Genomic DNA, 24,407 nt, shown 5'->3' with positions numbered 1-24,407 from the left:
GTTGCGGCGTCCGGCACGCCGCGCGCGAACGCAGTATCCTCGCCCGGTTGGACGTTTCCTCGACCCACTCACGTGTCATCAGGAGTTCCACCATGCGATTGAATCCTCTGGGCCGCACCGGCCTGTTCGTGTCTGAACTGTGCCTCGGCACCATGACGTTCGGGGGCGGCGCCGGCATCTGGAACCAGATCGGCGACCTGCAACAGGCCGACGCCGAACGCCTCGTCGGCCGCGCGCTCGACGCGGGCATCAACTTCATCGATACCGCCGACGTCTACTCGCAAGGCATGTCCGAGCAGATCACGGGCCAGGCGCTCAAGAACCTCAAGATTGTGCGCGATCAAGTGGTGGTCGCGACCAAGGTGCTCGGCGAGATGGGGCCGTCGCCGAACCAGCGCGGCGCGACGCGCTATCACATCATGGAAGGCGTGAAGGCGAGCCTCAAGCGTCTTCAGCTCGATCACATCGACCTCTATCAGATTCACGGTTTCGACCCGGCCACGCCGATCGAGGAAACCGTGCGCGCGCTCGATACGCTCGTGCAGCACGGCCATGTGCGCTACGTGGGCGTGTCGAACTGGGCCGCGTGGCAGATCGTGAAGGCGCTCGGCATTGCGCAGCATCACGGGCTTGCGCAGTTTCAGTCCTTGCAGGCGTATTACACGATCGCGGGCCGCGACCTCGAACGCGAGATCGTGCCGATGCTCGCGAGCGAAGGGCTCGGGCTGATGGTGTGGAGTCCGCTCGCGGGCGGCTTGCTGAGCGGTAAATACGGCCGCGACAAGCAGGGCGAGGCGGGCAGCCGCCGCACGACTTTCGATTTTCCGCCCGTGGAGCGCGAGCGCGCGTGGGACTGCATCGATGCGATGCGGCCGATCGCGGAAAAGAAGGGCGTGTCGGTCGCGCAGATCGCGCTGGCGTGGCTGCTGCATCAGCGTGCGGTGACGACGGTGATCATCGGCGCGAAACGCACGGATCAGCTCGATGACAACGTGGCCGCGACGAAGGTGAAGCTCAGCGCGGAAGAACTCGCGATTCTCGACGACGTCAGCGGTCTGCCTGCGGAATATCCGGGCTGGATGCTCGCGCGTCAGGGCGATGCGCGGCGCGAGCAGTTGAAGCAGGCCGAGCGGGGTTGAGGTTTGCGGCGGTAGAACGTAAAAGCCGCCCGCGCGCGCGTTCATGTCGATGAGCGCGCAGCGGGGGCGGCTTGATGCAGTGGCGGGTGTCGCGGCGTGGCGTCAGAGCGTCACGCGACGCCGCGCGGCCTCACTGCGACGCGACGATCTTCAGATGGTTCTTCACCGAGTTCACGCCCGACACGCCTTCCACGACTTGCTTGGCGTTGTCGCGATCCTCGGCGCTCGGCACGCTGCCGGTCAGCGACACGACGCCCTTGCGCGTCTTCACGTGAATGTGTTCGGACTTCACGTTCTTCGCGCCGAGCAGTTCGGCCTTCACCTTGGTCGTGATGGTGGTGTCGTCGATGTGTTGACCCACGCTTTCCGAACTTGCGGGCGCGGTGGACGCGCTGTTCGTCTGGGCGCCCGCCACGAGCGCGAAGGTCATGCAGGCCACGCCTGCGGCGGTCTTGAGCAGAGGGATGCGGTTCATGGCTTCTCCTTTTCTGGTTTCTGGTTGGATCCGCCGACTGTCTCCGCAAGGTCCGTGCCGCGCCGCGTCGATCGTCCGAGAAACCGCCGCGAAGGACGCACTATCTGGGAATTGGGCGGTTTTTTGCAGCGAAGTGAAGGTGCGGGCAGGTCGGGAAAGCGGCCCGCGATAGCGCCCCATTCGGGCACGCAATTTTGCCGGGTGATTGTAAAAACGTCGGTGGCGCACTTCAATTTGTCGGCTGATTTGCGCGTTCGCAAGGCGCGATCCCGTTATAAAACAAGCTGTTGTAAAAACTGGCATGGGTGTTGCATCAGGAAGGCCAACGCTCAACCTCATTTCAAGAACGGGACCGCCATGCCTTCCATCGCGTTACAAACGCGCCAGCATCTGGCGCTGACGCCCCGCCTCCAGCAGGCCGTGCGCCTGCTGCAGCTCTCGTCCCTCGAATTCCAGCAGGAGCTGCGCGAAGCGCTCGACACCAATCCGTTCCTCGAATACGTTCCGCCCGCGACGGAAACCGGTGAAGCCGCCGAGGCCGCCGACGGCGCGGCGGGCATCGGCGCCGCGGCGGACGCGCCCACGACGACGACCGAACTGCCCGAAGGCGGCATGGACGGCGGCATGGAAGCCGCGATGCCGCAAGATTCGTCGAGCTACAGCGACGAACCGGCCAGCTTCAGCGACGACAACTCCGGCTATCCCGACGACGGCGCCTCGTATTCGGCCGACATGCCGTCGACGGGCGCGCTGCGCACATCGTCGAACTACCGCGGCTCGGAAGACGGCGATTCCGACGCTTCGGACTGGGTGCGCGTGCCGCTCTCGCTGCGCGAGCAGTTGCACGACTCGCTGCGTCTGTCGCCGCTCGACGACCTCGACCGCGCGGCGGCGCAGATCGTGATCGAAGCGCTCGACGACGACGGCTATCTGCGTCAGGAACTGTCCGAGCTGACCGACTTCGAGGACATCGGCGAAGCGCTCGACGAGGACCGTCTGCGCGTGGCGCTGCGCGTCGTGCAGACGCTCGACCGGCCCGGCATCGGCGCGCGGTCGCTGTCCGAATGTCTCGCGCTTCAACTCGACGCCATGCCCGAAGACACGCCGCATCGCGATCTCGCGCATCAAATCGTCACGCAGCATCTCGAACGCCTCGCGCGCCGCGAGAACGGCGAACTGCAGCGTCAGCTCGGCTGCGATGCGCAGGCGCTGCAGGCCGCGACCGCGCTGGTGCGCCGCCTCGATCCGAAGCCCGGCAACCATTACGGACGCGCCGACGGCGGCTATGTCGTCCCGGACGTGATCGTGCGTCAGGTGCGCGGCAAGTGGGTCGTGAGCGTGAATCCGGCCATCGAGCCGCGCGCGCGCATCCACAAGCTCTACGCCGAAATGTTCGCGCGCTCGGACCAGACGAGCCGCTCGCCGCTCGCGCAGCAATTGCAGGAAGCGCGCTGGCTGATCCGCAATGCGCACAAGCGCTGCGAAACGATTCTGCGCGTGGGCGAATGTATCGTCGCGCGTCAGAAGGCGTTCTTCCAGTACGGCGAAATCGCGCTGCGTCCGATGCTGCTGCGCGACGTCGCCGACGAACTCGGCCTGCACGAATCCACGGTTTCGCGCGCCACGGGCAACAAGTACATGGCGACGCCGCGCGGCATTTTCGAATTCAAGCGCTTCTTCCCGCGCGAGCTGGAAACGCGCACGGGCGGCACGTGCTCGGCGGCGGCGGTACGCGCGCTGATCAAGGAAATGATCGACGCGGAAAATCCGAAGGACCCGCTCTCGGATGTGGTGCTGACGCAGGAACTCGAAAAGCAGGGCGTGCGCGTGGCGCGCCGGACGGTCACGAAGTATCGGCAGATGATGAAGCTGCCCGCGGCGGAAATGCGTCGGCAGATTTGAGCGGATGAATTGCGTTTGAAGCGTGTTTGAAAGCGGCGACGGAGTAATCCGTCGCCTGGATATGGGTTCCAAAAGTGTCCGCATGGGTTCGCGGTACGTACTCGCCCGAATCCGAAAGTTTCCAGCGCCTGCCGATTGAGAGCGCTGAAAACAGGCTAATGACCAGAGAACTGCGAACCCTGCGTACAAAAACGCGAATTTAACGAAGGGCCAGGCATGAACCCGCTAGTCCTTTGCTAGCCGTTTGCCAGCCGCGTTTGATTATTAATCCAAGAATTCAGACGCGCTCTGGTACTTCCAGCGGCTGCATCACCCACACCGGTTCGCCCTGGCGGACACTTGATTGCACATCAAGAATTCAATTGAGTGCCTCCCGCTACCGGGCGCGGAGCGTATGGTGCCCAGATAGCCCGCCAGCATTCCGACGATGGCGGCGAACGCGCCACCGAGGGGCAGACAGACGAGAGCGAACACGAGCGCCGAGGCATCGCGAACTCTGTCTTCGAGCATCGGGAAATCACGCGCACGTTTGATACTCATTCAAAGAACTCAAAGACAAACGCGCCTGCTGCATCCAAATGGGATTCGTCTGATTCTGCGTTTTCTCTGACGTCGGTAGCGTCGATCGGCTGTTCGCGCACTTAATGGCGCGATAGCCCGAAGTGTGACCAGCCCGTTCGCTTTGGACACCGCTACTATCGTCCAGCCAGGAAACGCCTATGCCCAGACAGAGCGATTTACGTTTTACCCTGGAAATGTGCACCACCCGCGTGCCTTTTGAAGTTGTGGCATTTGAGCTTATTGAAGGACTTTCCGAGTCATTCAAACTCACCGTTGAACTCTCCAGCGAAAATCCCGCCATCGATTTCGGCAAAGTCGTGGACCAGTCTGCAACGCTGACTATCTGGCGCGGCGAAACGCCGGTGCGGTATGTGAACGGGCTTGTCAGCCTCTTCGAGCAGGGCGCGACCGGCTTCCGGCACACGCGCTACCGCGTCGTGATCGAGCCGATGCTCCAACGCGCTGAGTTGTGCAGCGACTGGCGTATCCACCAGCAGGTGTCGATTCCGCAGATTCTGGCGACCCACATCAAGGAACTGGGGATTACCGATTACGAGCAGTGCATGTACGGCGAGCACCTTGTCCGCGAGTACTGCGTGCAGCCCGGTGAAACCACTGGGCATTTTATAAATCGCGTGGCGGCTGAGGAAGGCATTTATACGGCGTATGAGTTTTCCGCCAGGGGACATCGTCTTATCCACGGTGACCGCATGATCGTGCATGGTGCCATCGACGGTGAGCCGGTCCTCTACAACCCGGCACCGGGCGGCGACCAGCCCGAACCGTGCCTCTGGGACTTCCATTATGCGGAGAATGTGAGAACCAGCCGCAGCGTGTCCCGTGACTACACCTACAAACTTCCACGTTATTCGCAGGAGCACAGCAGCGAAGCAACGCGCTTCGACTGGCAGGGCCGCGCCTACGAAAGATTCCACTACCCGTCGAGATCAAAGCAGGATGCCGCCGGGAAGCCGTTCAACCAGACGCGGCTGTTGGCGCTGCGTAACGACGCGCAGGCTGCCACTGTCGAGGGCGACGACGCACGCCTGATTCCCGGCATGGCCTTCAAACTCGAAGGCCACCCGCGCGAGGAATGGAACCGTAGTTGGCGGCCTGTGCGCGTCCGCCATCATGGCGTGCAGTACACCAGCCAGGGAGACGAAAGCGCCGACGCGCAGCAGGGCACGGACTACCGCTACACCGCCGAAATCATTCCCGACGATGTGGAATGGAAAGCGCCTCTTCTGCCCAAACCAGTCATTGAAGGCCCGCAGACCGCATTCGTCACCGGCCCCGCTGGTGAGGAAATTTACTGTGACCAGGATGGCCGTGTCGTTGTGCAGTTTGCCTGGGACCGCAGGGGCAGGAACGACGAGCACAGCACCTGTTGGATGCGCGTAGCGCAGAACTGGGCAGGCGCGACCTGGGGGCATATGGCGATACCGCGCATCGGTCAGGAAGTGATCGTTTCGTATCTGGATGGGGACCCGGATCAGCCCATCATCATCGGCCGCGTATACGACGCGCTGAACCTGTCGCCCTACGAACTGCCGCGCCATAAGACGCGCATGACGATCAAAAGCCAGACGCACAAGGGCGACGGATATAACGAGTTGCGTTTCGAGGACGAGGCCGGACAGGAGGAAATATACGTCCACGCGCAAAAAGACCAGAACATCCACGTCAATCACGACGAAAGCACGTTCATTGGCAACGACCGTCGGGAAAATGTCGAGCATGACGAAACGATTGATATCGGCCACGACCGAGCAGAGAGCGTGGGCAATGACGAGCAGGTGAGCATTGGTCACAATCGCACGCACAGTATCGGCCAGGATGCGTTCCTCATGGTTGAGCGCAACCATTCGAGCAACGTTGGCAAGGACCGCGTCGAGACCGTTGGCAATCATCGCAAGGACCAGACCACGGCTAATCACATCATCGACGTGGGCGGGCATGTCGAGGCGACGGTGCAGGGGCACGACAGGCTTACGGCGGGCCAGAGCATCCAGGAGCAGACGCAGCACTTCGAACTGAAGGCAGGCGAACGTGCGGTGTTACGTGGGCCGGGCGGCTCCATCACGGTGGATGACAGTGGCGTCACCATCGAAGGCGTTGCCATCAAGTTCAAGGGACCGTTTCAGGCAGGCGGTGCGGGCAAAGGCAACGTGTTCAGTTTCCACGGCCAGCCCAATGCGGGGCTGCCAGGCGATATCTGTCTGGAATGTCTGATTCACGCCGCCGCAAACGGCGCGATGATCCTGGAGCGCTAATGATCCCGCTCCCGGTTGCAGAACACCTTCACCGCCATGCTCAGCGCTATAACGGCCCGCTGCGCGCGCTGGCGCTTGTGGATGGTCTCCAGTATCAGCAGCACACAGGCCGGACGCTGGAACCGCGCGACGGCATCGCGGTATCGCTGTTCGCGGGCACAAAGGAGGCCGCGCTCGCATACGCGGGGCCGTGGCTGATCGACCCTGAGAACTCAGGCGATCACGTTGCGGACCTCGGCAAACTCGAACAGGTCCGCCCTGGTGTGATCTGGTTGATTGTCTGGCGTGATGTCGAGGAACAGGCAGCAAGGTTGCGCCCACATCTGAACACCCGACTACCGAACGGGCGTGCTGCCCTGCTGCGCTTCTGGGACCCCAGGGTCATCCATGCGCTGAACGACGCGTATCAGACCGCGGACGACCGCGAGCTTTTCAGGACCGCATTCGAATGGCAATACCTCTACGAAGGACAACGGCGCTACATCACCGACCATGAACCGTCTAACTGAACAGCAATGGGCCATCCTGAGGGAGCATGAGGATCGCAACTATGTGGCGGCTGTGCGCGAGGATATCGTGCGTGACTATCCCTGGCTTGCCGATGACCGGAAGTTGGGTGACCGGCTGAACGAGGCCTATGCGCGAACGAAAGAGCTTGGATTCACCCACGACGGGCCGACCGTGGATTTCCTTTTTCTGGAAGCCACCACGCCCGGCTTTTACCTGCTTCCAGCCATTGCCGCATGGCTGGACAAACCGGGCGCGCCAGGCGAACAGCGTTTCGAAATGCTGTTGCAGGTCACGCGCAAAAAACAACAGGAACAAAAGGAGGCTCACTGATGGGTATTCCGTTTCCGGGTACGCTGGCTGCCGCAGCCAACTCGCTTCTCCAGACCATGCCGGTGCCGCTGCCTTCGCCGGTTCCGGCTACGGGCTCCGTCGGTGGCGCGGGCGCTGGCACGGGCTCAGACGGTGGTCTGGACAGCCTTCCACGCGACCGGAGCCGTGAGCGCGACAGGCCGTGCAAGTGTCCGCCGGACAAAGGCTCGAAGGTGCAAAAGAATCATAGTATGAACCCTGAGCCGCGGCGTTATCAGGCGCGCATTACCGGATTTGAGTATGGGATAACAACGGATGGGAAAGGCCGAGAAACGAATCAAGGCTGGAATATGGAGTGGGCGTGGCAGCCTGCTGGAGAGCCTAAGCCCGTAACCTTTGATGGTTTCGTCAAAGCACAGTGCTTATTGCAAGAAGCGAAGGGAAATTACGATCAACTTTTGGATAAATTTTTCGATGAAGATGGCGAGTCAATCTACGATTTTGATGGATTTAGTTCCACAAAAAAACAGATTATTCATCAGGCCGATGTGGTAAGGAAGAATCCACCAAGTAGATTGATGTGGTATTTTGAAACTCCACGTTTTCAAAAACTTATGTCGCCTACCCTCACGAAGGCTGGCGTCCCGTCGATTTGCACTGGATAAGGAATAGTATGTACCTGCAAGCATCGTTCAGAGATAGCACATCTGTGCGTGAAGGTGATTTTCTGTATCAGCTTCGTCGCGTTTATCCAATTCTCTCAGAGCTTTCGGTGTCCGACAAGACTCTCGGCGGCCCTTGGTATTTGAGCGGTGACGGTGAAGATGATAGGTTGGGAGTTCCTGTTTTCGAAGGGGCTGAACCGCGTGCTGCCGCAATCGAGGAACTGAATCACCGAAGCCGACATGAATCAGGTCAACCGAAAAGCATTGACATCTGGAATGGAATTTCTGGTCGCGGAAATGCATCGACCATTAATATAATAATTGATTGCGGAAGTATCGCAAATCAATTTGAATTGAGTGTCAGTGAGAGGCGGAAAGGTGCATCTCGCGCGGGATCGTATGTATCGTCGGCAAACGTAGTTTCCAAAGTTGCGATAGAGTTTGATTGTCCCTACGTTATCTTCGGACCTCGGCCATACTTCGAAAAGCAGGTATTCGCGGACCGTCCCGGCGTAAGCTGGATGCTCTATCTGCCGCACGCACTCACGTCGGCCCAGGTGCCCGAAGCGCGCGCCCTGATTCCGGTCATGCGAGACTGCCAGCAGCAAGGCACGATCATTGTCAGCGTGACGGATGAAGTGTTCGACGTGAACAACCGGGCACACGTCAAAGTCGCAAACGATATCGAGATCCGCCTAGCCGATCAGGATCTGTTGCCGCGATACGTTGACCTGTGATTCCGTCGTGCCTCAAATTAGTAAAGACAGCTTTACATGAGTGATAACAGCATTGCCATTGTTACCAGACAGTCAACGTACTCTGAACCGGCACAGAAGGCCGGCGAAATTCTTGCATGGCTTGTGAGAGTTTTGCCGCCGCTTCGGCGGGCTTTTGTTATTCGAGCGTCAAGCGCGCCGGTTCCTGCACTGTATCGGAGTGATCGAATAACGCGCCTTGCCGGTGCGCGTCGAGGTGGCAGGGTAGCAGGGACTTGAATCCATCCGCCTTTCCGCAGATAGATGCCGCCCATGTCTCCAGCATCGGGCGACGCTGTTCAATCAAATCACTGTGGTGATCGGCAGCCTTAACCTTGTTCGCGACGGTATGCGCGAGCGCCCGTTCGGCAATGTCGCGTGGCGTACAGTGTTTGCCGATTGCGCATATCGCACGATCCTTGCAAACAAGGCAGATGTAACGCACATCAGGAAAGATGTGCGGACAACCCTCGACTGTGCGAGCCGCGCATCGGACGTGCGCCATAGCGGTATCAGCGCTCTCAACGCGGGTCATTTTGTGGGTCGAAACAACGAAGCACCGGAAGTCGTTGACTATATGGGGCTTCCCGTTCATTCTTGGCGGAGTGATCCTCCGCCGTCTTTTAAGTGCAAGACGCGGACGGCGATCGAGAGTTGCGCCCAGTTAAAATGCGAGCAATCGCTCAGTTTTGCTCAGTTTTAACTCTCGCCCCCGAATCATGACCACGACGCCACGCGGCGGCGCACGTCGCCGCCCAACTCCGCTTGACGCCCGTAAGCAGCCCAAACAGCGCCGCTCGGCCGCAACCGTCGACGCGATACTCGAAGCGGCCGCACGTATTCTCGAAACGCGCGGCCCCGACGGCTATACGACCAACGCCATCGCCGAACGCGCGGGCGTGAGCGTCGGCTCGCTCTATCAATACTTTCCGAACCGCGACGCGCTCACGGCCGCATTGATCGACCGCGAGAGCGCGCCATTGCTCGTGGTGCTCGAACACGCGGGCGCGGCGAGCAGCTGCGAAGCGGCGTTGCGCGAAGTGATCCGCGCCTCGGTCGAGCATCAGATGCGGCGGCCCGTGCTCGCGCGCGTGCTCGACTTCGAGGAAGCGCGCTTGCCGCTCGGCGAACGCGATCAGCGCGTGAGCGAGCGCCTGCACGCGACGCTTTTGCACGCGTTCGGTCTCGCCGATGCACCGCGTCTGCCGGACGTCGAGACCGCTGCGCACGATGTCTACGCGATCGTGCGCGGCATGGTCGACGCTGCGGGCGCGCGCGGAGAAACCGACGCCGCCGCGCTGGAGATGCGCGCCACGCACGCGGTGGTGGGGTATCTGCTGCGATCGGCGTGCGCGGCTTGAGTGGCTTGAGTGGCTTGAGCGTCGCCGATTTCAGGCGTTCGCGCCGCGCTCGCGCAAGCGCTCGATGAGCGCCATCGCGGCGGCCGGGTTGTGCGTCTTGTGGCCGCTGATCACATAGAGAAACACGTCGCGGCCTGTTTTCGCCTTGAGCGGTTTTGCGTAGGTATCCAGATCATCAGGCGTCTCGCCGTGCGACCAGGCAATCGCGCGATCGACCCAGCGGTCGAGATCGGCGCTCGAATAGCCAAGCGGATGCCGCTCGTCCGTGCCCATGATGCGCGCGTAGACGAAGGGCGCGCTCGCGTCGGCGATCTGCGGATACTCGGAGTCGCCCGACATCACGATGGCCGCGTGACGGCTGCGGGCCAGCGCGACGAATTCCGGCGTGCAAAAACTCTCGTGCCGCACTTCGAGCGCGTGCCGCAGCGTGCGGCCGTCGACTTCGTCGGGGAGCAGGTCGAGAAAGCGCGCGTAGTCGTCGGGTTCGAAGCGCTTACTGGGCATCAGTTGCCAGTTGATCGGCCCGAGCTTGTCGCCGAGTTCGAGCACGCCGCCCGTGAGAAAACGCTCGATCGACGCACCAGCTTCGGCGAGCACGCGCCGGTTCATCGCGAAGCGCGGGCCTTTTAGCGCGAACACGAAGTCGTCGGGCGTCTCGTCTCGCCAGCGCGCGAAGCTCGTCGGACGCTGCGCGCCGTAATACGTCGAGTTGATTTCGAGCGAGCTGAGGCGGCGGCTCGCGTAATCGAGTTCGAGGCGCTGGGCGAGTCCGTCGGGATAGAAGGCGCCGCGCCACGGCGCGTAGATCCAGCCGCCGATGCCGACGCGAATGCGTCCCGCTGGCTTGCGCGTGTTGGGGCGGGCGGCGGCGGTGGAGCGTGTCATCGATTCGTCCGTGTTCGTTCGTGTTCGCTGGTGAGGGTCCGTTTTCAGGCGCTGGGCGCGGCAGTTTGGCGCGCCCGCCGCGGCGTGAATGGCATGGCAGATTTTCGGAGCGTTTTAGGCATAGTCCGATATTTTCTGGTACTCACAAGTACGTCGTGTGAAGACAAGATTTGCAAGTACAAAAGAAATGGACTAGGTTTCTTCAGCGTTCAATCAGATTTACGCAGCGTAGAAGTGCAAACGATATTGGACCCTTGGCATTTATGCAGAAAGTAAGAGGGTCGTAGCAAAAATAAAAGAATATTGCCGAGGGCACCGTTTTTTGCGTCAAGTATCTGTCATTGCCACTATCGAGACCGTTCGATGCAGCGTGGAGACATTATGCGCACCGCACACAGAGTTATGCTGCCCCGATTTGTTGTGACCGAGGTGACCGATGCCGGCGACCCCGAGGCGGAACGAATTGACCTCCCCAACGGAGTGACGTACTACATCCGCCCTGCACGGGACCCGGATGGTGATGTGATAACGGCACCAGAACACCAATACCGCTATAACCTCTTTCCCATTGCGCTAGCGAAAGACGGCGTGCCTTGGGCGGAAGCACTTGTATATACGCTGCATAAAGTCGTCGAGTCCGGGGAAAAGGACTTGGCGAATCATTGGAACACAGCGGCCGACTTGGCGGCGTACAGGCACTTTCTCGACGAAACGGACGGACAGCTCGATTGGATGACGTTTCCGAAGTTCAAGCCAAATAGACCGACCTACCGGTTTAATGGGCGACTAAAGAAGCTCGTTGAAGCCGGTGAAATTTCAATCAGTACCGCTAGAAGAAGAATGGGAAGCGTTGTTGGATTCTATCGGTTGATTATTGAGGACGAGAAGGTTTTTACTCCCGATAATCCTCCTTGGGTCGAAAGCGATGTTTATATAGAAAGCATTAACGCGAAAGGACTTGTTTTTATAAATAAGCGCAAAAAAACCGATGTTTCGATTTCGATGTCAGAGAGCCGAAGTGCGTTCGATGAGACTATCGACGATGGGGAGAAGCTTCGACCAATGAGCATTGAAGAGCAAAAATGGTTGGTTGAAGCTTTGATAGCTCTTCGAAATACCGAGATGTCCTTAATACATTTGATGGGACTGTTGACGGGAGCTAGAATTCAAACGATTTTGACATACCAGGTGAAGCACGCCTTACTCGATTTTAAAGGTGCGGATGACCGCGAACTGCGCGTTCCGATTGGACCCGGAACGGGGGTTGACACGAAGTTCGATAAAAAAATGGTTTTGCACGTCCCTGCGTGGTTTCAGAAAATGCTAAAAATCTATGCGATTAGCGAACGAGCGGAAAAGCGGCGCAATCGTTATGCGGATTACGGCAACAATCTGCCAGTCGAAGAATACCCACTGTTCTTGAGTGTTCGTGGAGCGCCGATGTACTCCAATCGAGAGAAAAAGCATTCATTTTTTGAAAGCAACCGGCTTCGACACTCGAAGAATGGCCAGGGGGTGCGTACCTTCAAGGATGACCGCGTAATTCCCTACATAAGAAATTTATATTGTTCGACCTTCTGGTATAAATTTCATAATACTAGGGCCTCATTTGGGATGAATCTAACTGATGCTCAGCTCGCGCTGGTTGAAAGCGGAAGGATTACTCTCAGTGAAGCACGCGAGTACGTAATGGTAAGAATGGGCCATGAGTCGTCGCTAGTGACCGAGCGCTATCTGCATTATCGTCGGCGACTCGAGCAGGCCAGACAGGCAGAGGAACATCATGCGAAACATTTGAAAACTTTAGCCGAGAGCGTAATGCGTGGTGCGCTATGAGCGACCGCTTTAGCGTACGAGATACAAGGGTTTTAGATTTGCCTCTTGCTGGAGATGGTGAATTAGCTAACCCTGAACAAATTATCCTTCGGTTTCCGCACGGAAAGACACTTGATGTAGGCGCGCTGTGCTATTCGAATCGAGCCGGAGGACGACGGGCGGTCGGAGGCGGCAGTTTGGTCGATGCAAGTTCCATATCTCGAGAACGCATTGAAGCGGTTGAACGCCTAATTCTTCAGATTTCGAATGAAATAAATGGTGGGTTCGTAAGGCATACGACATCCTTTGGTCGTTATTGGAATTTCGTTAAATTTATAGCGTGGTCGGATGGTGCGGGATTTGTATCAGCAATTTATGATAGAGATTCCGCGAAATTATCTTTTGTATCGTACAATAATTGGTTGCGAGAAAAAGAATTAAAAAACAAGATATCGCAAAATACAGTTTCTCAAATTCAGAATTCGGTGTTTAATATTTTATCCAGCTTTCTTGGCCTCGAAGGACAGCGAGAGGATTTTCACTTGGTCAGTGCAAATAGAGATTTGCACAATTCGACAGAGGTTCCTACTGACGAAACGATTGCCCGGGTCCTCGCTTTATGCGGCACCATTTTCGATGGATTGGCAAAATTGGTTATCAATGATTTGCCATTTCCTCACGCATTACCTATGCCTGAGTACATAGGTTGCGAAAAAAATCAGCTCTGGATTTTTCCGACTAACCTTTATTTTATATCGCCATCGATGATGGAGTCTCGAGCGGCACGTAGTCGGCCTAATTGGCAATATAACTATTCCGAGGGGAGAGTGTCAACTATAGAGGAAATGCTTGCAACTAATCTTTACTACAATTGTCAGGCCGCGGAATCTGCAATAAAAAAAGCAGAGTATCAGTTGCGTAAAGTAAACTCGGAAAGTAGAAATGTTTGGCGATTGATTTTCGCTAGCCTTTGTATGAACTTCTTTCTCCTGCTGCTTTTGTCACGGAGTGGCTCAAATTGGGAGCAGCTAAGGGAGTTGCGTTGGTCAAATGAGTACTCAATATCACCGAAGGGGCAGGGTTTTAGGGAGATAAAATGGCGTGCGAAGGGTAAGAGGGTATCTATCATAATTCCGGCTTTCTTCATGCCGGATTTCAAAATTTTCTTAGAAGTAAGGAGGTATTTACTCAATGGAAGAAAGTGGGGGTATTTATTCTTCGGTCTAGGGCCGTCGAGCAAAGGAGCGCCCGTTAAGATTTACGATGGGGTCCTGCGCGCTATTTATGACACGTTGAAGCGCATTGACCCAGGGCTGCCTACTGTATCGTCCCGGCAATGGCGGGCCAAGAAAGGCGATTGGTTTTTGAGAAATTACGATACCGCTGCGGCGGCAGACGCGCTTCAAAATACCGAAGATACAGTTAAAAAATCTTATGCATCTGTGTCGGAAGACATTCGATGTGAGGAATTTGGAGCCTTTCTCAAAGGTGTCGAAGATGCGATTCTTCCGGCTGGCACTCTAGGGCCGACTGAGACGCCCAACGCTGTAGGCGCGTGCAAATCAATGGGGAATCCGGTAAATCTCTTTGATGCGCCTCCAGTTGCCCCAGATTGCACCAGGAGCGAGGGTTGCTTTTTTTGCGAAAATTATAAAGCTCATGCAGACGAACGAGACACTAGAAAAATTATAAGTTGTCGATTCTGCCTAGAGAAAACACGTCATTTAATTGGTGGCGAGGAAGAAAATCAGTTCATTATCGAACCAATTTTTAAGAGAATCGATTTCTTTATTCAAGAAATACGAAGGCGTGACGCGGAAATGGTCGATAAAGTGACTCGTGAGGTGGAAGAGGGCGGCGAGTTGGATGATTATTGGCTGGCTAAACTGGAAATGTTGATTGAATTGGGGATTGTCAATTGAAAAATAAACTTTACCCAAATATTGACTTCGAGATTGGTGCGGATTTTCAAGTAATTTGCAATCTTCAAAATGACTCTCGTCCGGACGATGATTTTGTTATGTCGAGGGGACGTGATGGAAAGGCGGCTTCAAGATTTGGTGACATCGTTTGGGATTTTTCTATATACAGCCTAGAGAATAGGGCGTTGAATTTTTATTTCAAATTATGGGATGGAGACAATCCAACTGAAAATCAATTAAAATTAAGCAGAGAAGTGAGATTTTTGGTTTTTGCATTTATCTATATGCGCAAGGGGCGACCTATGAAAATATCTACCCTTGCAACTATGAATTCAGTTCTACAATTAATTGCTGGGTTCGCAGATAGAATTGAGGCTTCGTTGAGCGACGTTTTTTCGAATGCGAGATTGCTGCGGAAATTTGTTAATTCGATGTGCCCAGGATGGGCACTTCAATTTTTGGGTGGATTATTAAGAAATATAAGATGTTGCCGGACAGGATGGCTGGGGTTTTCTGTTGTTGGCTATAAAGATACTGCTTTTTTGAGATTGGCTATAAAAAAGTGGAGAGAGAAAAATAATCAACATCCACCGATGCCTACAAGGGTGTATTCTTTGGTTTTAGTTTCACTAATTCGTGAGATGGTCGAGTGGGATGTGATAGGTGACGAAATTTTGCGTGTCGCATTAGAATGCGCGAAAAATCCAGCCCTTGGGAGAAGTCCGGCTCATCAATACAAAATCAGTCGGAAAATGAGTGAGCAAAAGCCACAGGAAGAGGATTTGAAGGGGTTATTAACTGCGTCGACATTTGATGTTTTCCGGCGACGTTATAGGTGTCTGTCTGTCGGAAGTCTGTCTGCCATGCTTGGTGAAGCTCAGATGGTCCTGAGGATGGTAATTCAAGCTTTTTCTGGAATTCGGATAGGTGAAGTTAATTTATTGCATTATAACTGCATCGAAAAAATTCAGGTTCGAGGTGGAATCCATTACATCATAAACGGACGCACCACAAAATTCAGTGGCGGCGAATCAAAAAAAGCTAAATGGGTTACGAATGAATCAGGTTATCGTGCAATCACTCTCGCAAAAAAATAGCCGAAACGATATATGTTCTGTTGGAGGTATCTCCAGAATTATCGGGAAGGGGGCAGTACGATTTTCCGCTTTTCATCTCAAGCGGATATTTTGGTTTCGGCGGTGGCGCTCGTAGGCCCTCAAGAGAGGCTTACTCTCCTGGATTAGGCCAACTCTATCGGTTCCCGCAGTTGCTGGAAAGAATCTCTCCTATATTAGAGGACGAAGATATCCGAGAGTTGGAGGAGGTTGACCCACATCGGGCGTGGCGTTCGGAGGAGGACTTCGTTGTAGGAAAGATGTGGCATCTGACGACACATCAGTTTCGTCGCTCTTTGGCTTTATATGCGCAAAGGTCTGGCTTGGTATCGTTACAGTCCTTAAAGATGCAGTTGCAACATCTAACGGAGGAGATGTCGCGTTATTACGCCCGAGGTTCGATGTTCGCACGGAATTTCATTGGCGATGTCAGGGACCATTTTGGAGTCGAATGGCAGGAGACGCGTGCTGAGTCTTCCGGACTCAGCTATCTAAAATTGCGGAAATTAGACGAACCGCTTTTCGGGGGGCACGTCGCATGGATGCGACATCGGGTATCGTCAAGCGAGGTGGAAGTTGCCGACGAGCGCGAAGAAACAATGACGATGTTCCGATTGGGTCAAATTTCGTATACCGAGACGCTTGTAGGTGGATGCACTCGAGTAGGCGAATGCTACCAACCAGCTATCCGACTTTTGAATTTTGGATGCCTGAAAGAGGATTGCAGGCACCTCGTTTGCAGCCTTCCAAAACTTGAACGAGTCATCTCCGCTCAAGAGAACTTCGTTAAGAAGCTTTCCCCGAATTCGGTGGAGTATAGAACCGAAATGGCTGACCTCGAGGTTCTCCGGGCAGCGCGCGAAAGGGGGCGTAAGCAGATAGCAAAGGGTATGCGATGAGCGATACCCTAGGCGAGTACTATGAAGCGTTAGAGCGTCTTGTGAAGGGAAGATGTATTCGCGTACCAAACGGTAGCAAAATATCCAATGATGCAGTTGCGCTTGAGGCGGGCAGGAGTAAAGGTAGCATAAAGAAATCGCGTGCGGTATTCGCAGACCTCATCGTTGCAATTCGTGCCGCAGCTGTGCGAGCGGCGAAGGAACGAAATCCCGACAAAGAGAGACTTGCACGGGCGAAGGATAGCGAGACCGAGCTGCAACAGAAGCTCGATGCGGCTCTCGCGAGGGAAGCATCGTTGCTTTTCGAAAACTACGAGCTAAAGAAGAAGCTCGCCGCGCTCGAGGGCGGCAACGTACTGCCATTGCGGCCGCGGCAATAGAAGCATGCATGCCTTTGTTAGAGTCGCACAGTGGCCCGCATTGCTGGTTTCAATGTCCCCTTTCAAATTCAGTTCCGGTCGCCTACGCTCCCTATGCAGTTGCGCCACGGTGCCTAGACCATAGCTTTGCGCGGAGCGTGGACTAGGCGTTCCGACGCTGAGAGAACGAGAACTGGGGTATCCGTATGAACGACAGCCGTCGAAGGAAAATGGCTCCCGAGTTCGGCGAGCCACAGGTCGATGAAAACACGGGAAAGTATCCGTATTGCTTGGATTGCCCTGAATACTGCACCAGTTGTCCAGAGCCGCCGATGTATGACGGTGAGCGCGCCGGAAATTGCAAGCCGACTGAATACTCCTGTGTGTTTCCTGATACCACGGATGCGGCTCCGGAACTAACTAGCGTTCAGCTAAAGCTAGATTTCAACCGCTAAACATCGCGCTCGCCCTGCGCGAAGGAGGCGCCGACGTCCAAGACGTCGTCTCGAACACCTTGTTTGCCTGCATCGGGATGACAGAGTCGAGCAACGGTGGTTCCGGTTTCGATTAGGCGTCGGGGCCCGGGTACCCCAAGAGACAATCGCGTGCCGTTGTCATCGGAGACGATAGCAGGAGTATGCTGCACCCCGCAGATTGGTCCTCATATTCCTTGCGAAGCTTCGTTCCTGCAACGCCTGCTCTCGGCAGTCACGTTCGCGACCGCTTGCGTGGGCGCGCCGCTGCATGACCGCCGATGGCGCGTGGCCTGTAGTGGCGATTTGGCCGACGACAGACGCCGCTCGGCCCGTCGCTGCTTAAATCAGGAAAACACCGCCCGGACGCTGACAGTGAATCGGAGCTGTGACTCGTTCTTCTCTGCCCATTCAACTGCCAACGCAGAGGAGCCATCGTTGCCAGCAACGGTCAAAGTGCTTAGCAAATCGCTCGGCACGACGTAGCAGTCTTCATTGGGAGTATCGAAGTCGAATACCGGAACCCCGTTGATTTGCGTATAGCCATCATCACCTCCTTTTGTCGGCTGTATAGAGACGTGCGCAGGTAGCGGCCGCTGCCACGCAGCGTCTCCCCACCTATATGGGTCAAAATAGCTTCTTGGCGCGCCGTGGCCCGCAAGAACGATTGGAGTCCGTCCGGTATCGCGAATCGCCTCGCATTTTCCAGCAAGTTTCCCTATAAAATCACGCGCTTCGACATCGGATGCATCATGTAGTGCAGGGAGATTAGGGTCGTTAGCTGGCTCGAGGTTCAACCGTGTCGCAAGTTCAGCGAACGCATTTTTGACCAACTGCGTCCGGATGCTCTCCCCGATAGCTTTCGCAAGAGCCTCGCTTGGTGCGTCTCCGACGTTCACTAGGTAGTGTTTCTTTTCGTCATCGAATCGATAAATTGTCGCTAAGAAGTCAGGTACTCGTGCGAAACGAAGCCTCTTGACGGGCCTTGGAAGGTGCGAAGTGTCGAAGGTCGTTTCCTCGAGGAGCGCTTTGAGTGCGGCCACCTTGTGCTCGGACAAGGAAGTTGCACGTAGCGTCAGACGTCGCTCGTGGATTGCGACCTTGACCAGTTGACGCGCCACCCGCGCAACGCGACCCCGGCCAGCGCGTGGCCTATGTTCGTTCAACAGATGGCCCTCTAGCGCCGCGATAACGCTATTTGCGGGAGAAAATGCGGCGCCAAGTACCTCCCGACGCAGGTCTTTCAAAAAGCGAGATACGTTTTCGAGCTTATCGATATCGCTCCACCACTGTTCTATCTGGCGCTTGCTTGAGGCAATCGATAAATTGCGCGAAGCTGATAGTGATGCTAGCAAGATACCGACTTCGCGCGTCATTGTTTCAAGCGATTGCGGCATACCTGACCAGCTATAAATCCAGCCCGATACCATTTGCTGGTCGCGGTTCCTATCCAGGCTTTCAGAAAAATCGTCTAGTCTTTCGAGGTCTGTGTTCACGCCATATAGGTGACTTAGCAGCGAAGTGGTGGCGCTGTCCACAGAGTCTAGCTTCCAAGCATCTACGCGAGCACCGCGCCTTTGAGGAGTGCCCTGAATGATTGCCGCAGCATATTTAAGCTCTCGAGTTTCCGTCGTCGGTGTTTCACCCGCGTTTCGGATAAGAGCTAAGATGAGAAATAGCCGTATGCCTTCCCAGTATCTTCGTAGCGCAAGGTTTAGGGCTTGCTCAGCGAACGACACGTTGATTTGCTCACTTCCGTCCCATAGGAATTCTTGAGCTTCTGGCCAAGTCATTGTCGCCAAGTTCAAAGTTGCATGGCGAACACGATAGTCATCTTTTATGTGCGAAAAGTTCAACTCTTGATGCTGATTGCCCCACCATTTGATGAAGTTATCGAGTAACCATTCCGAACCCGTGTCGTCGCCTCTGGCGACAGCTTGAAGGAACAGGCGAGCGCAATTATCAATATGTGCGGCGTAAACGAGTATCTTGGATTTTAGAGATTGCCAAACGACCTCGTTACCTGATTTTTCGGGTGTCGGAGTCTTCACTCTCAAATGACCCCAGTGGCCGATGAAATCTACGATTGCTCCTTCATAGACTTTGCTAAGGGGCGCAGGAAGCTTTCCGGAGAACATCGAGCCGGGCGGCAAACTTGCGTCCGCCTTGCGTGTCCACCATGCCGCGAGTTGATACATCAGGTGTGTGCCGACGTTTTGAGCGTCAATTACAAGCTTTTCGGGTCGCGCGGGCAATGCACTAGCGAGACTAGCCGGGACGTAAGCCAGCTTTCGAAAAAGACTAGGGTCATCTTCGAGACAATTTACGGCGGTGCGAGCAATATCGCGATATGGCGACAACCAGCTTTGCTCGAAGGTAGTGGAATTCCACGTGTTCGACGTCTCAGTAATGACGGCGATGTTTTCTAATTCGCCGTTGGTATCAGACGAGCATGCGAGCAACAACTTCTTGTGAAGCTGAAGCATCGTGGTCAAATGTTCCTGCGCGGCATTGAACCGGCCTTGTTCGGCCACACTTGTTACTTCATGACCGATTTCCTCTAGCATCCTTTTGGTGGATAGTGATAGCGCTGTTGGCCTTGAGTTCCGGTAGTCAAATGCAATTCTGACGAGCAGCCTTTCGATAAATGTGAGAGCCGGGCCGTTCTCGATGAGGCAAAGGTCTACTTTGCCCGAGTACGTCTGGCCGATTCTTGCTGGAAAAATTAGTCGTGGCACTTTTTGATGCCCGCTCGTCATCACGAGAGCACGTCGGTTCCATCTGTGGGCAACATAATGAAGGATGTGGAGATGAACATCCTGAAGGATAGCGTTTCCTCTTATCCGGCGCGTTGCGGCGACTGCGCCAGAGTTAAGCGGATAAATAACGACTTGAGGACCGTCATTGTTGCTCAGGCTGAACCTGGGAAAATTCCATTCAGACTGCGGTGCGTCGAGGAATAAGTGTTGTTTGACGGATGACGTTAACTCGGACCGGAGAGCCACATCGACAGCGACGCGTGTAAAGACGTGTTGCTGCTCTTCCTCCTGAATGTACCGAATTGTTCGGCTCAGAAAGAAGCCAGTGAGCGAAACATTGATGAGTAACCACACGCCGTTGGTCACTAGCAGAGGGGCCATCCATGGCGCTACAGCGTCCGGTGTAATGTACGGCGTCGCAAAGTATTCAGCCCCCATCAGTACAAGCAGGCCAACGGAACTTGCACCTGCAGGAGCGATTGCAGAGTCGAGTACGTACGCGCGTAACGCGACCGTTGAGTACGCTTTCCGCTGCAGCATCAATGCTATGAAGGCGAGGACAATGGGATAGACAAGTGCAACGAGCGTCGCTTGAACGCTCCATGGCACACCAGTGTATGCGCCCAAGTCGAAACCCTCGCGCAAAGGGGGCGGAGGCAGATGCCAAAGTTGCTTAAGCTTCTGTATGCTTGTTGCGTATGCGATGGCAAGAGCAACTGCAAAACTGCAAGTCGCGGACACGAAAGGTCGGTCGGAACCCCAGATAAGGATGCGCCGAAGCCAACCGTATCGCAACGTCCTCAAGGTAACGTTGCCTTTGGTCCACGAACGAACCTGTCTCCGGGCCCGAGGCTCGATTCTTCCCGTAACCCATGCGGGTAATAACGTCAAAAGCCTTCCAAGCAAGATTTTCCCCTGGTATTCTGATTATGTCGCTCTAGTGACTGCCGGTATTTGAGATTTTAATCCGGCCGGAGTTCGATATGGGCGAGCGGTGCGGCCAATTCTGAGTCCATCGAAAAGCCCTTCTTCTTTCGCAGGCTGTGACATGGGGCCGGTGCGTTTCCCGGTGAGGCTGCGAGTGCCCATCTTTTTATATGAGTAGCGGCACTCGAACACAGCGTTAGCCAGTGCGAGATGGGCATATTTGCTGCTCCGCTGTTTAACGCAAGAGCGTTTTCTGGATAACATAGCATCAGGCTCGCGAATGACGACGCGCTCGGGAGGCAGCCCGTCGCACAGCGATTCAAAGCCGCGTGAATTCGCCGATTACGATTGCTCGGCCGCACGCGGTGGCTGCCACCCGGCGACAGGGCCGACGTGAACATTGATGCCGCGAGCGAACTCCTCCTGCTTGTGCGGCGGTCCAAGGTAAAGAATCGCCTTGCAACTTTTCGCTAGTTCCTGGTAGACCGCATTGTCGGTAGCACAAAAGAAGAGCAGGCCCACCTGTATCTCTTCACTGCCACTCTTGGCGATGACTTTCAGTTGCAGCGCTTGCTCGTCTGGCTCGCCGACTTCGACTGCCCAACCAGCATTCCTCAGTGGTCGAACCAAATCCTTAATGCATTCGTCCATGAGCTGTGCTTTGCGTAGGAGCACACCATCGTCTGTGGGCCTTGGAGGAACGATTTGCCCGTGGGTCTGATAGTTCCTCTGTTCGAGCAACCTGAGCACATGTTGGGCCTGCATCTGAAGTTGGGCTTGATGCCAAAGGAGAATGCTGTCGTCGTTCATCGCCGGCAGAAACAGAGACACGGCATTGCTTTCGTCGTGCCAAGATTCGATGACACCGAACGTGGCGAGCGCGACGATGAGGCGCCGGAAGTTTCCGTCGTTTGCCCAATCAGTCGAGGTGCCGTGGGCAAACATGTGTCGATTGAGCCACGTCACACCTTCATATGTTTCTGTATTTCGATAGAGCACATTCTTCAACCATCGGCGGAAGGTCTCGAAGACAAAGACTCGTTCGTCTTGGCCATATAGGTATTCCGGAGTAGTGTATTCCGGCGGCACCCAGTTGTGGTCGAAATGAATGCGGGCCGCCCGGTCACATGCTCGGTCGATTGCGCGGTCGATACGAGTCGCGATTGAAGGGCTTCCTGTTTCCGTCGCTATGCGCCTGAGCGCGCCTTCCATGACGGGCATAAGTGCTGCAATGCTGGAGGCACGATTGCCAGCATAGAAGGCGAGATATGCTTCACGAACAATCGGGTAGAAGGGAGCAAGAGTGCGAGATTTTGAGATAAGTTGTGCGATGCACGTTGCCTGGAAAGCAAGCGTGTAAATCGTTGAAGTGTGGTAGTCGAACTGCTTAATCACGTCCTCACTTGAGCGGTGCTCGACAGCTTCCAACAAAGTCCAGATTTGCCCTCGGGGAACCCAAAGCGGTTCGAACCATTCCGCTTTCGACCAGATTGCAGCAACCCGGTCGTGCGCCTTCTTGCTAGCCAGCCAGTCGGGGTCGTCGGTTGCGGATACCGTTGGGAAATATGCTGACTTGCCTGCGACGGTGAGCGTGACCACTGGAATCGGGCGGAAAGGTCCTACTTTTTTTTCCGTCACTTCTTGGACGTCGAGTCCGGCCTCGCGAGCCCAGGCGGAGAGAGTGTCTGTGTTCAGTAGACTCAAGCTGGGGAGCTGTTGCGCGCGGCGCCAGAGGCCGATGAATTTTGCACGGAGCGTCTGGTGAGTATCGGGGTTTTCGTCGTCCATGTCGTTGTATTCGTGTCAATGATAGTGGTCTATACCCTAGAGCCCCTTCACGCTGGTCATGAACATATTGTATCCGCGCGCTAAACGCTGCCTGAGCGGGTATAGAACACCGCGCGCCTGCTAACGAGGAAGCCCACCAGGGCTCGTACGTCATAAGCAACTGACCAGTCGCCTTCCTTGCGATTCAAACGGTTCCACACTACGCTGCGAGCACCGTCAAATACCTGGCGGGCACATGCTCCGTCAGCCACACACCGTTGTCCGATTGAGTGAACGTCGAGCCGTCGGCGTGCATCTGCGCGGCGTCGACGATGAGCACTATCGGTGTGCCATGTCGCGCGCCAACTCGCCTTGCTGTCTCCGTCTCAGCGCTCAGGTGCACGGCGTGCCGGCTACCAGGTTTCAGGCCCTCGACCTGGATGTGCACCCAGTTGCCAACTGCCGTCCCATGGTAGAGGACCGCGGGCGGAGTCTTCGATACGTAGCCAAGGTCAACTTCGACGGAATGGCCCTGCGCGGCGCGTATCCGAATGCCGTCTTCTGAAAGCGAAAATCGCTGTTTGTCGTTTGCGGCGACAACAGCCTGGATGAGTTCGACCGTAATCGTCGGGAGACTCCGGAAACTCTTTGATGCCCCGGGCACGCGAGCGGTGCGCTCTATTGCGTCAATCAGTTCGACGAGGTCTATCCACCCCTGGTTGTCGAGTGTGACACCTACAAGCTGCGGCTCGTGGCGCAATATCTTTGAGAGTGTTCGGCTCACGGATTCGAGCTGCTTCGCGTTCGGCTTTGTAGTGTCCATTTACGTGGTTTCTCTCCCTGCGGCTGAGCGACATTTTAGATTGCAGAATTCGGGGACGTCTTGTCCATCTACAGCGTATGCCAATTGGCTAGTAATGCAGCGACTGGCGTCGTCGCAGTGTCCGTTCATGTTGGACCTACGGGACTTAGCTCTCTGACGCAATATTCTATGCGTTATGGATAATCTCCTTGCGGGATTCCCTACGCATGCGAAAGGTTTCGTGCATACTTCACAGTGTTCTGCGGCTAAGTCCGTACCTGAAAAATTTAAAGCAGATTGCGAGAGACCTAATCTCACCCGAGTTCGGAGCTGTATCGTTTGCGCACGCCTGACCCTCCGTCAGTGCTTCGGGCTGGCATGCTGCAAGCCAGTACACGACCGGCGAAGTGCGTTTACGAAAACTCTAACGGGGTGCAGAGGCCACCCGTTCGGCTCACGGGCGGCTGACCGTGTCCCTAGTCGCTTCGTATCCTGCGCAGCGATTCGAATACTGGGCCGCAAATGGCAACGCTCCGGACGCTACGTAGTGGCTATTTCTCTTTCATTTCAGCCTGGTATTCGTGTCTGGAAGGGCGAGCTGGAAAGTCTTTGAGTCGGGCTTCACTTCTGCGCGCTGGTGTTCTGCCGACCTCGCCAATGCGCGCTTCCAATATTTCAAATTTCGAGTGACGCTGGCCTGGAGCGTGTCGCAACACGCGGTTAGTCGAGCGTTC

Annotated in this window: 18 protein-coding genes; 12 read left to right on the top strand and 6 right to left on the bottom strand. The window is 55.7% G+C overall.

The annotated features are described in order from the left end of the window. Positions 1 to 92 precede the first annotated feature (92 nt). Positions 93 to 1,139, top strand: a complete 1,047-nt coding sequence (locus LDO54_RS31530) for an aldo/keto reductase (RefSeq protein ID WP_224015467.1) — start codon at positions 93 to 95, stop codon at positions 1,137 to 1,139. Positions 1,140 to 1,269: 130 nt separating this feature from the next. Here LDO54_RS31530 and LDO54_RS31525 read toward each other — a convergent pair whose 3' ends face one another. Further along, the gene (locus tag LDO54_RS31525; RefSeq protein ID WP_224015465.1) at positions 1,270 to 1,614 is read right to left on the bottom strand and encodes a BON domain-containing protein; all 345 of its coding nucleotides are present in this window, start codon (positions 1,612 to 1,614) and stop codon (positions 1,270 to 1,272) included. Between the two features lie 357 nt (positions 1,615 to 1,971). Between LDO54_RS31525 and LDO54_RS31520 the strand changes: the two genes are divergently transcribed. From LDO54_RS31520 to LDO54_RS31495, 6 genes are all read left to right on the top strand, one after another. Beyond that, on the top strand, positions 1,972 to 3,516 hold the full coding sequence (locus LDO54_RS31520; protein ID WP_224015463.1) for an RNA polymerase factor sigma-54: 1,545 nt from the start codon (positions 1,972 to 1,974) through the stop codon (positions 3,514 to 3,516). Positions 3,517 to 4,235: 719 nt separating this feature from the next. After that, positions 4,236 to 6,350, top strand: a complete 2,115-nt coding sequence (locus LDO54_RS31515; RefSeq protein ID WP_224015461.1) for a type VI secretion system Vgr family protein — start codon at positions 4,236 to 4,238, stop codon at positions 6,348 to 6,350. After that, positions 6,350 to 6,859 carry a DUF4123 domain-containing protein gene (locus LDO54_RS31510; protein WP_224015459.1) on the top strand — a complete coding sequence of 170 codons (510 nt, stop codon included), beginning with the start codon at positions 6,350 to 6,352 and terminating at the stop codon, positions 6,857 to 6,859. Before LDO54_RS31515 ends, LDO54_RS31510 begins: the two co-directional genes overlap by 1 nt. Continuing rightward, entirely contained in the window at positions 6,843 to 7,190 is a 348-nt protein-coding gene (locus LDO54_RS31505; RefSeq protein WP_224015457.1) for a hypothetical protein, read from the top strand. The genes LDO54_RS31510 and LDO54_RS31505 overlap by 17 nt, the downstream gene beginning before the upstream one ends. Further along, positions 7,190 to 7,834: a Tox-REase-5 domain-containing protein gene (locus tag LDO54_RS31500; RefSeq protein ID WP_224015455.1), complete on the top strand. Its 645-nt coding sequence runs from the start codon at positions 7,190 to 7,192 to the stop codon at positions 7,832 to 7,834. The genes LDO54_RS31505 and LDO54_RS31500 overlap by 1 nt, the downstream gene beginning before the upstream one ends. Positions 7,835 to 7,842: 8 nt before the next feature. Next, positions 7,843 to 8,571, top strand: coding sequence for an immunity 52 family protein (locus LDO54_RS31495; protein WP_224015453.1), 729 nt, complete (start codon positions 7,843 to 7,845; stop codon positions 8,569 to 8,571). A 157-nt stretch (positions 8,572 to 8,728) separates the two neighbouring features. Here the strand turns inward: LDO54_RS31495 and LDO54_RS31490 are convergent, their stop codons facing one another. Next, positions 8,729 to 9,184: a hypothetical protein gene (locus tag LDO54_RS31490; protein WP_224015452.1), complete on the bottom strand. Its 456-nt coding sequence runs from the start codon at positions 9,182 to 9,184 to the stop codon at positions 8,729 to 8,731. 124 nt (positions 9,185 to 9,308) lie between these two features. Between LDO54_RS31490 and LDO54_RS31485 the strand changes: the two genes are divergently transcribed. Then, a complete protein-coding gene (locus LDO54_RS31485; RefSeq protein WP_224015450.1) occupies positions 9,309 to 9,950 on the top strand; it encodes a TetR/AcrR family transcriptional regulator in 642 nt (213 codons plus the stop codon). A gap of 30 nt (positions 9,951 to 9,980) precedes the next feature. Here LDO54_RS31485 and LDO54_RS31480 read toward each other — a convergent pair whose 3' ends face one another. Next, positions 9,981 to 10,835 carry a DUF72 domain-containing protein gene (locus tag LDO54_RS31480; protein ID WP_224015448.1) on the bottom strand — a complete coding sequence of 285 codons (855 nt, stop codon included), beginning with the start codon at positions 10,833 to 10,835 and terminating at the stop codon, positions 9,981 to 9,983. A 381-nt stretch (positions 10,836 to 11,216) separates the two neighbouring features. Here LDO54_RS31480 and LDO54_RS31475 point away from each other — a divergent pair, with 381 nt between their 5' ends. The 4 genes from LDO54_RS31475 to LDO54_RS31460 all read left to right on the top strand — a co-directional run bounded on the left by LDO54_RS31475 (position 11,217) and on the right by LDO54_RS31460 (position 16,966). After that, positions 11,217 to 12,671: a hypothetical protein gene (locus LDO54_RS31475; RefSeq protein WP_224015446.1), complete on the top strand. Its 1,455-nt coding sequence runs from the start codon at positions 11,217 to 11,219 to the stop codon at positions 12,669 to 12,671. Then, on the top strand, positions 12,668 to 14,572 hold the full coding sequence (locus LDO54_RS31470; protein WP_224015444.1) for a hypothetical protein: 1,905 nt from the start codon (positions 12,668 to 12,670) through the stop codon (positions 14,570 to 14,572). The genes LDO54_RS31475 and LDO54_RS31470 overlap by 4 nt, the downstream gene beginning before the upstream one ends. Further along, positions 14,569 to 15,669, top strand: coding sequence for a hypothetical protein (locus LDO54_RS31465; protein WP_224015442.1), 1,101 nt, complete (start codon positions 14,569 to 14,571; stop codon positions 15,667 to 15,669). The genes LDO54_RS31470 and LDO54_RS31465 overlap by 4 nt, the downstream gene beginning before the upstream one ends. Positions 15,670 to 16,582: 913 nt before the next feature. After that, on the top strand, positions 16,583 to 16,966 hold the full coding sequence (locus tag LDO54_RS31460; protein WP_224015440.1) for a hypothetical protein: 384 nt from the start codon (positions 16,583 to 16,585) through the stop codon (positions 16,964 to 16,966). Between the two features lie 799 nt (positions 16,967 to 17,765). Here LDO54_RS31460 and LDO54_RS31455 read toward each other — a convergent pair. The 3 genes from LDO54_RS31455 to LDO54_RS31445 form a co-directional block, all read right to left on the bottom strand. Further along, the gene (locus tag LDO54_RS31455) at positions 17,766 to 20,804 is read right to left on the bottom strand and encodes a hypothetical protein (protein WP_224015438.1); all 3,039 of its coding nucleotides are present in this window, start codon (positions 20,802 to 20,804) and stop codon (positions 17,766 to 17,768) included. Positions 20,805 to 21,446: 642 nt separating this feature from the next. Then, positions 21,447 to 22,892, bottom strand: a complete 1,446-nt coding sequence (locus tag LDO54_RS31450; protein WP_224015436.1) for a hypothetical protein — start codon at positions 22,890 to 22,892, stop codon at positions 21,447 to 21,449. A gap of 199 nt (positions 22,893 to 23,091) precedes the next feature. After that, positions 23,092 to 23,694 (bottom strand): RNA 2'-phosphotransferase, encoded by a 603-nt coding sequence (locus LDO54_RS31445; RefSeq protein WP_224015434.1) that lies wholly within the window; start codon positions 23,692 to 23,694, stop codon positions 23,092 to 23,094. Positions 23,695 to 24,407: the final 713 nt, after the last annotated feature.

The organism is Paraburkholderia tropica, from assembly GCF_914484835.1.
Lineage (GTDB): Bacteria > Pseudomonadota > Gammaproteobacteria > Burkholderiales > Burkholderiaceae > Paraburkholderia > Paraburkholderia tropica_A.
Note: the sequence above shows the minus strand (reverse complement) of the source record. Positions and strands in the feature narration are given on the sequence as shown.

Coding starts and splice junctions, on each gene's coding strand:
- LDO54_RS31450 (WP_224015436.1), bottom strand. CDS start 22,892: ATGGACGACGAAAACCCCGATACTCACCAGACGCTCCGTGCAAAATTC.
- LDO54_RS31470 (WP_224015444.1), top strand. CDS start 12,668: ATGAGCGACCGCTTTAGCGTACGAGATACAAGGGTTTTAGATTTGCCT.
- LDO54_RS31525 (WP_224015465.1), bottom strand. CDS start 1,614: ATGAACCGCATCCCTCTGCTCAAGACCGCCGCAGGCGTGGCCTGCATG.
- LDO54_RS31520 (WP_224015463.1), top strand. CDS start 1,972: ATGCCTTCCATCGCGTTACAAACGCGCCAGCATCTGGCGCTGACGCCC.
- LDO54_RS31445 (WP_224015434.1), bottom strand. CDS start 23,694: ATGGACACTACAAAGCCGAACGCGAAGCAGCTCGAATCCGTGAGCCGA.
- LDO54_RS31490 (WP_224015452.1), bottom strand. CDS start 9,184: ATGAACGGGAAGCCCCATATAGTCAACGACTTCCGGTGCTTCGTTGTT.
- LDO54_RS31480 (WP_224015448.1), bottom strand. CDS start 10,835: ATGACACGCTCCACCGCCGCCGCCCGCCCCAACACGCGCAAGCCAGCG.
- LDO54_RS31530 (WP_224015467.1), top strand. CDS start 93: ATGCGATTGAATCCTCTGGGCCGCACCGGCCTGTTCGTGTCTGAACTG.
- LDO54_RS31475 (WP_224015446.1), top strand. CDS start 11,217: ATGCGCACCGCACACAGAGTTATGCTGCCCCGATTTGTTGTGACCGAG.
- LDO54_RS31500 (WP_224015455.1), top strand. CDS start 7,190: ATGGGTATTCCGTTTCCGGGTACGCTGGCTGCCGCAGCCAACTCGCTT.
- LDO54_RS31505 (WP_224015457.1), top strand. CDS start 6,843: ATGAACCGTCTAACTGAACAGCAATGGGCCATCCTGAGGGAGCATGAG.
- LDO54_RS31460 (WP_224015440.1), top strand. CDS start 16,583: ATGAGCGATACCCTAGGCGAGTACTATGAAGCGTTAGAGCGTCTTGTG.
- LDO54_RS31485 (WP_224015450.1), top strand. CDS start 9,309: ATGACCACGACGCCACGCGGCGGCGCACGTCGCCGCCCAACTCCGCTT.
- LDO54_RS31515 (WP_224015461.1), top strand. CDS start 4,236: ATGCCCAGACAGAGCGATTTACGTTTTACCCTGGAAATGTGCACCACC.
- LDO54_RS31510 (WP_224015459.1), top strand. CDS start 6,350: ATGATCCCGCTCCCGGTTGCAGAACACCTTCACCGCCATGCTCAGCGC.
- LDO54_RS31495 (WP_224015453.1), top strand. CDS start 7,843: ATGTACCTGCAAGCATCGTTCAGAGATAGCACATCTGTGCGTGAAGGT.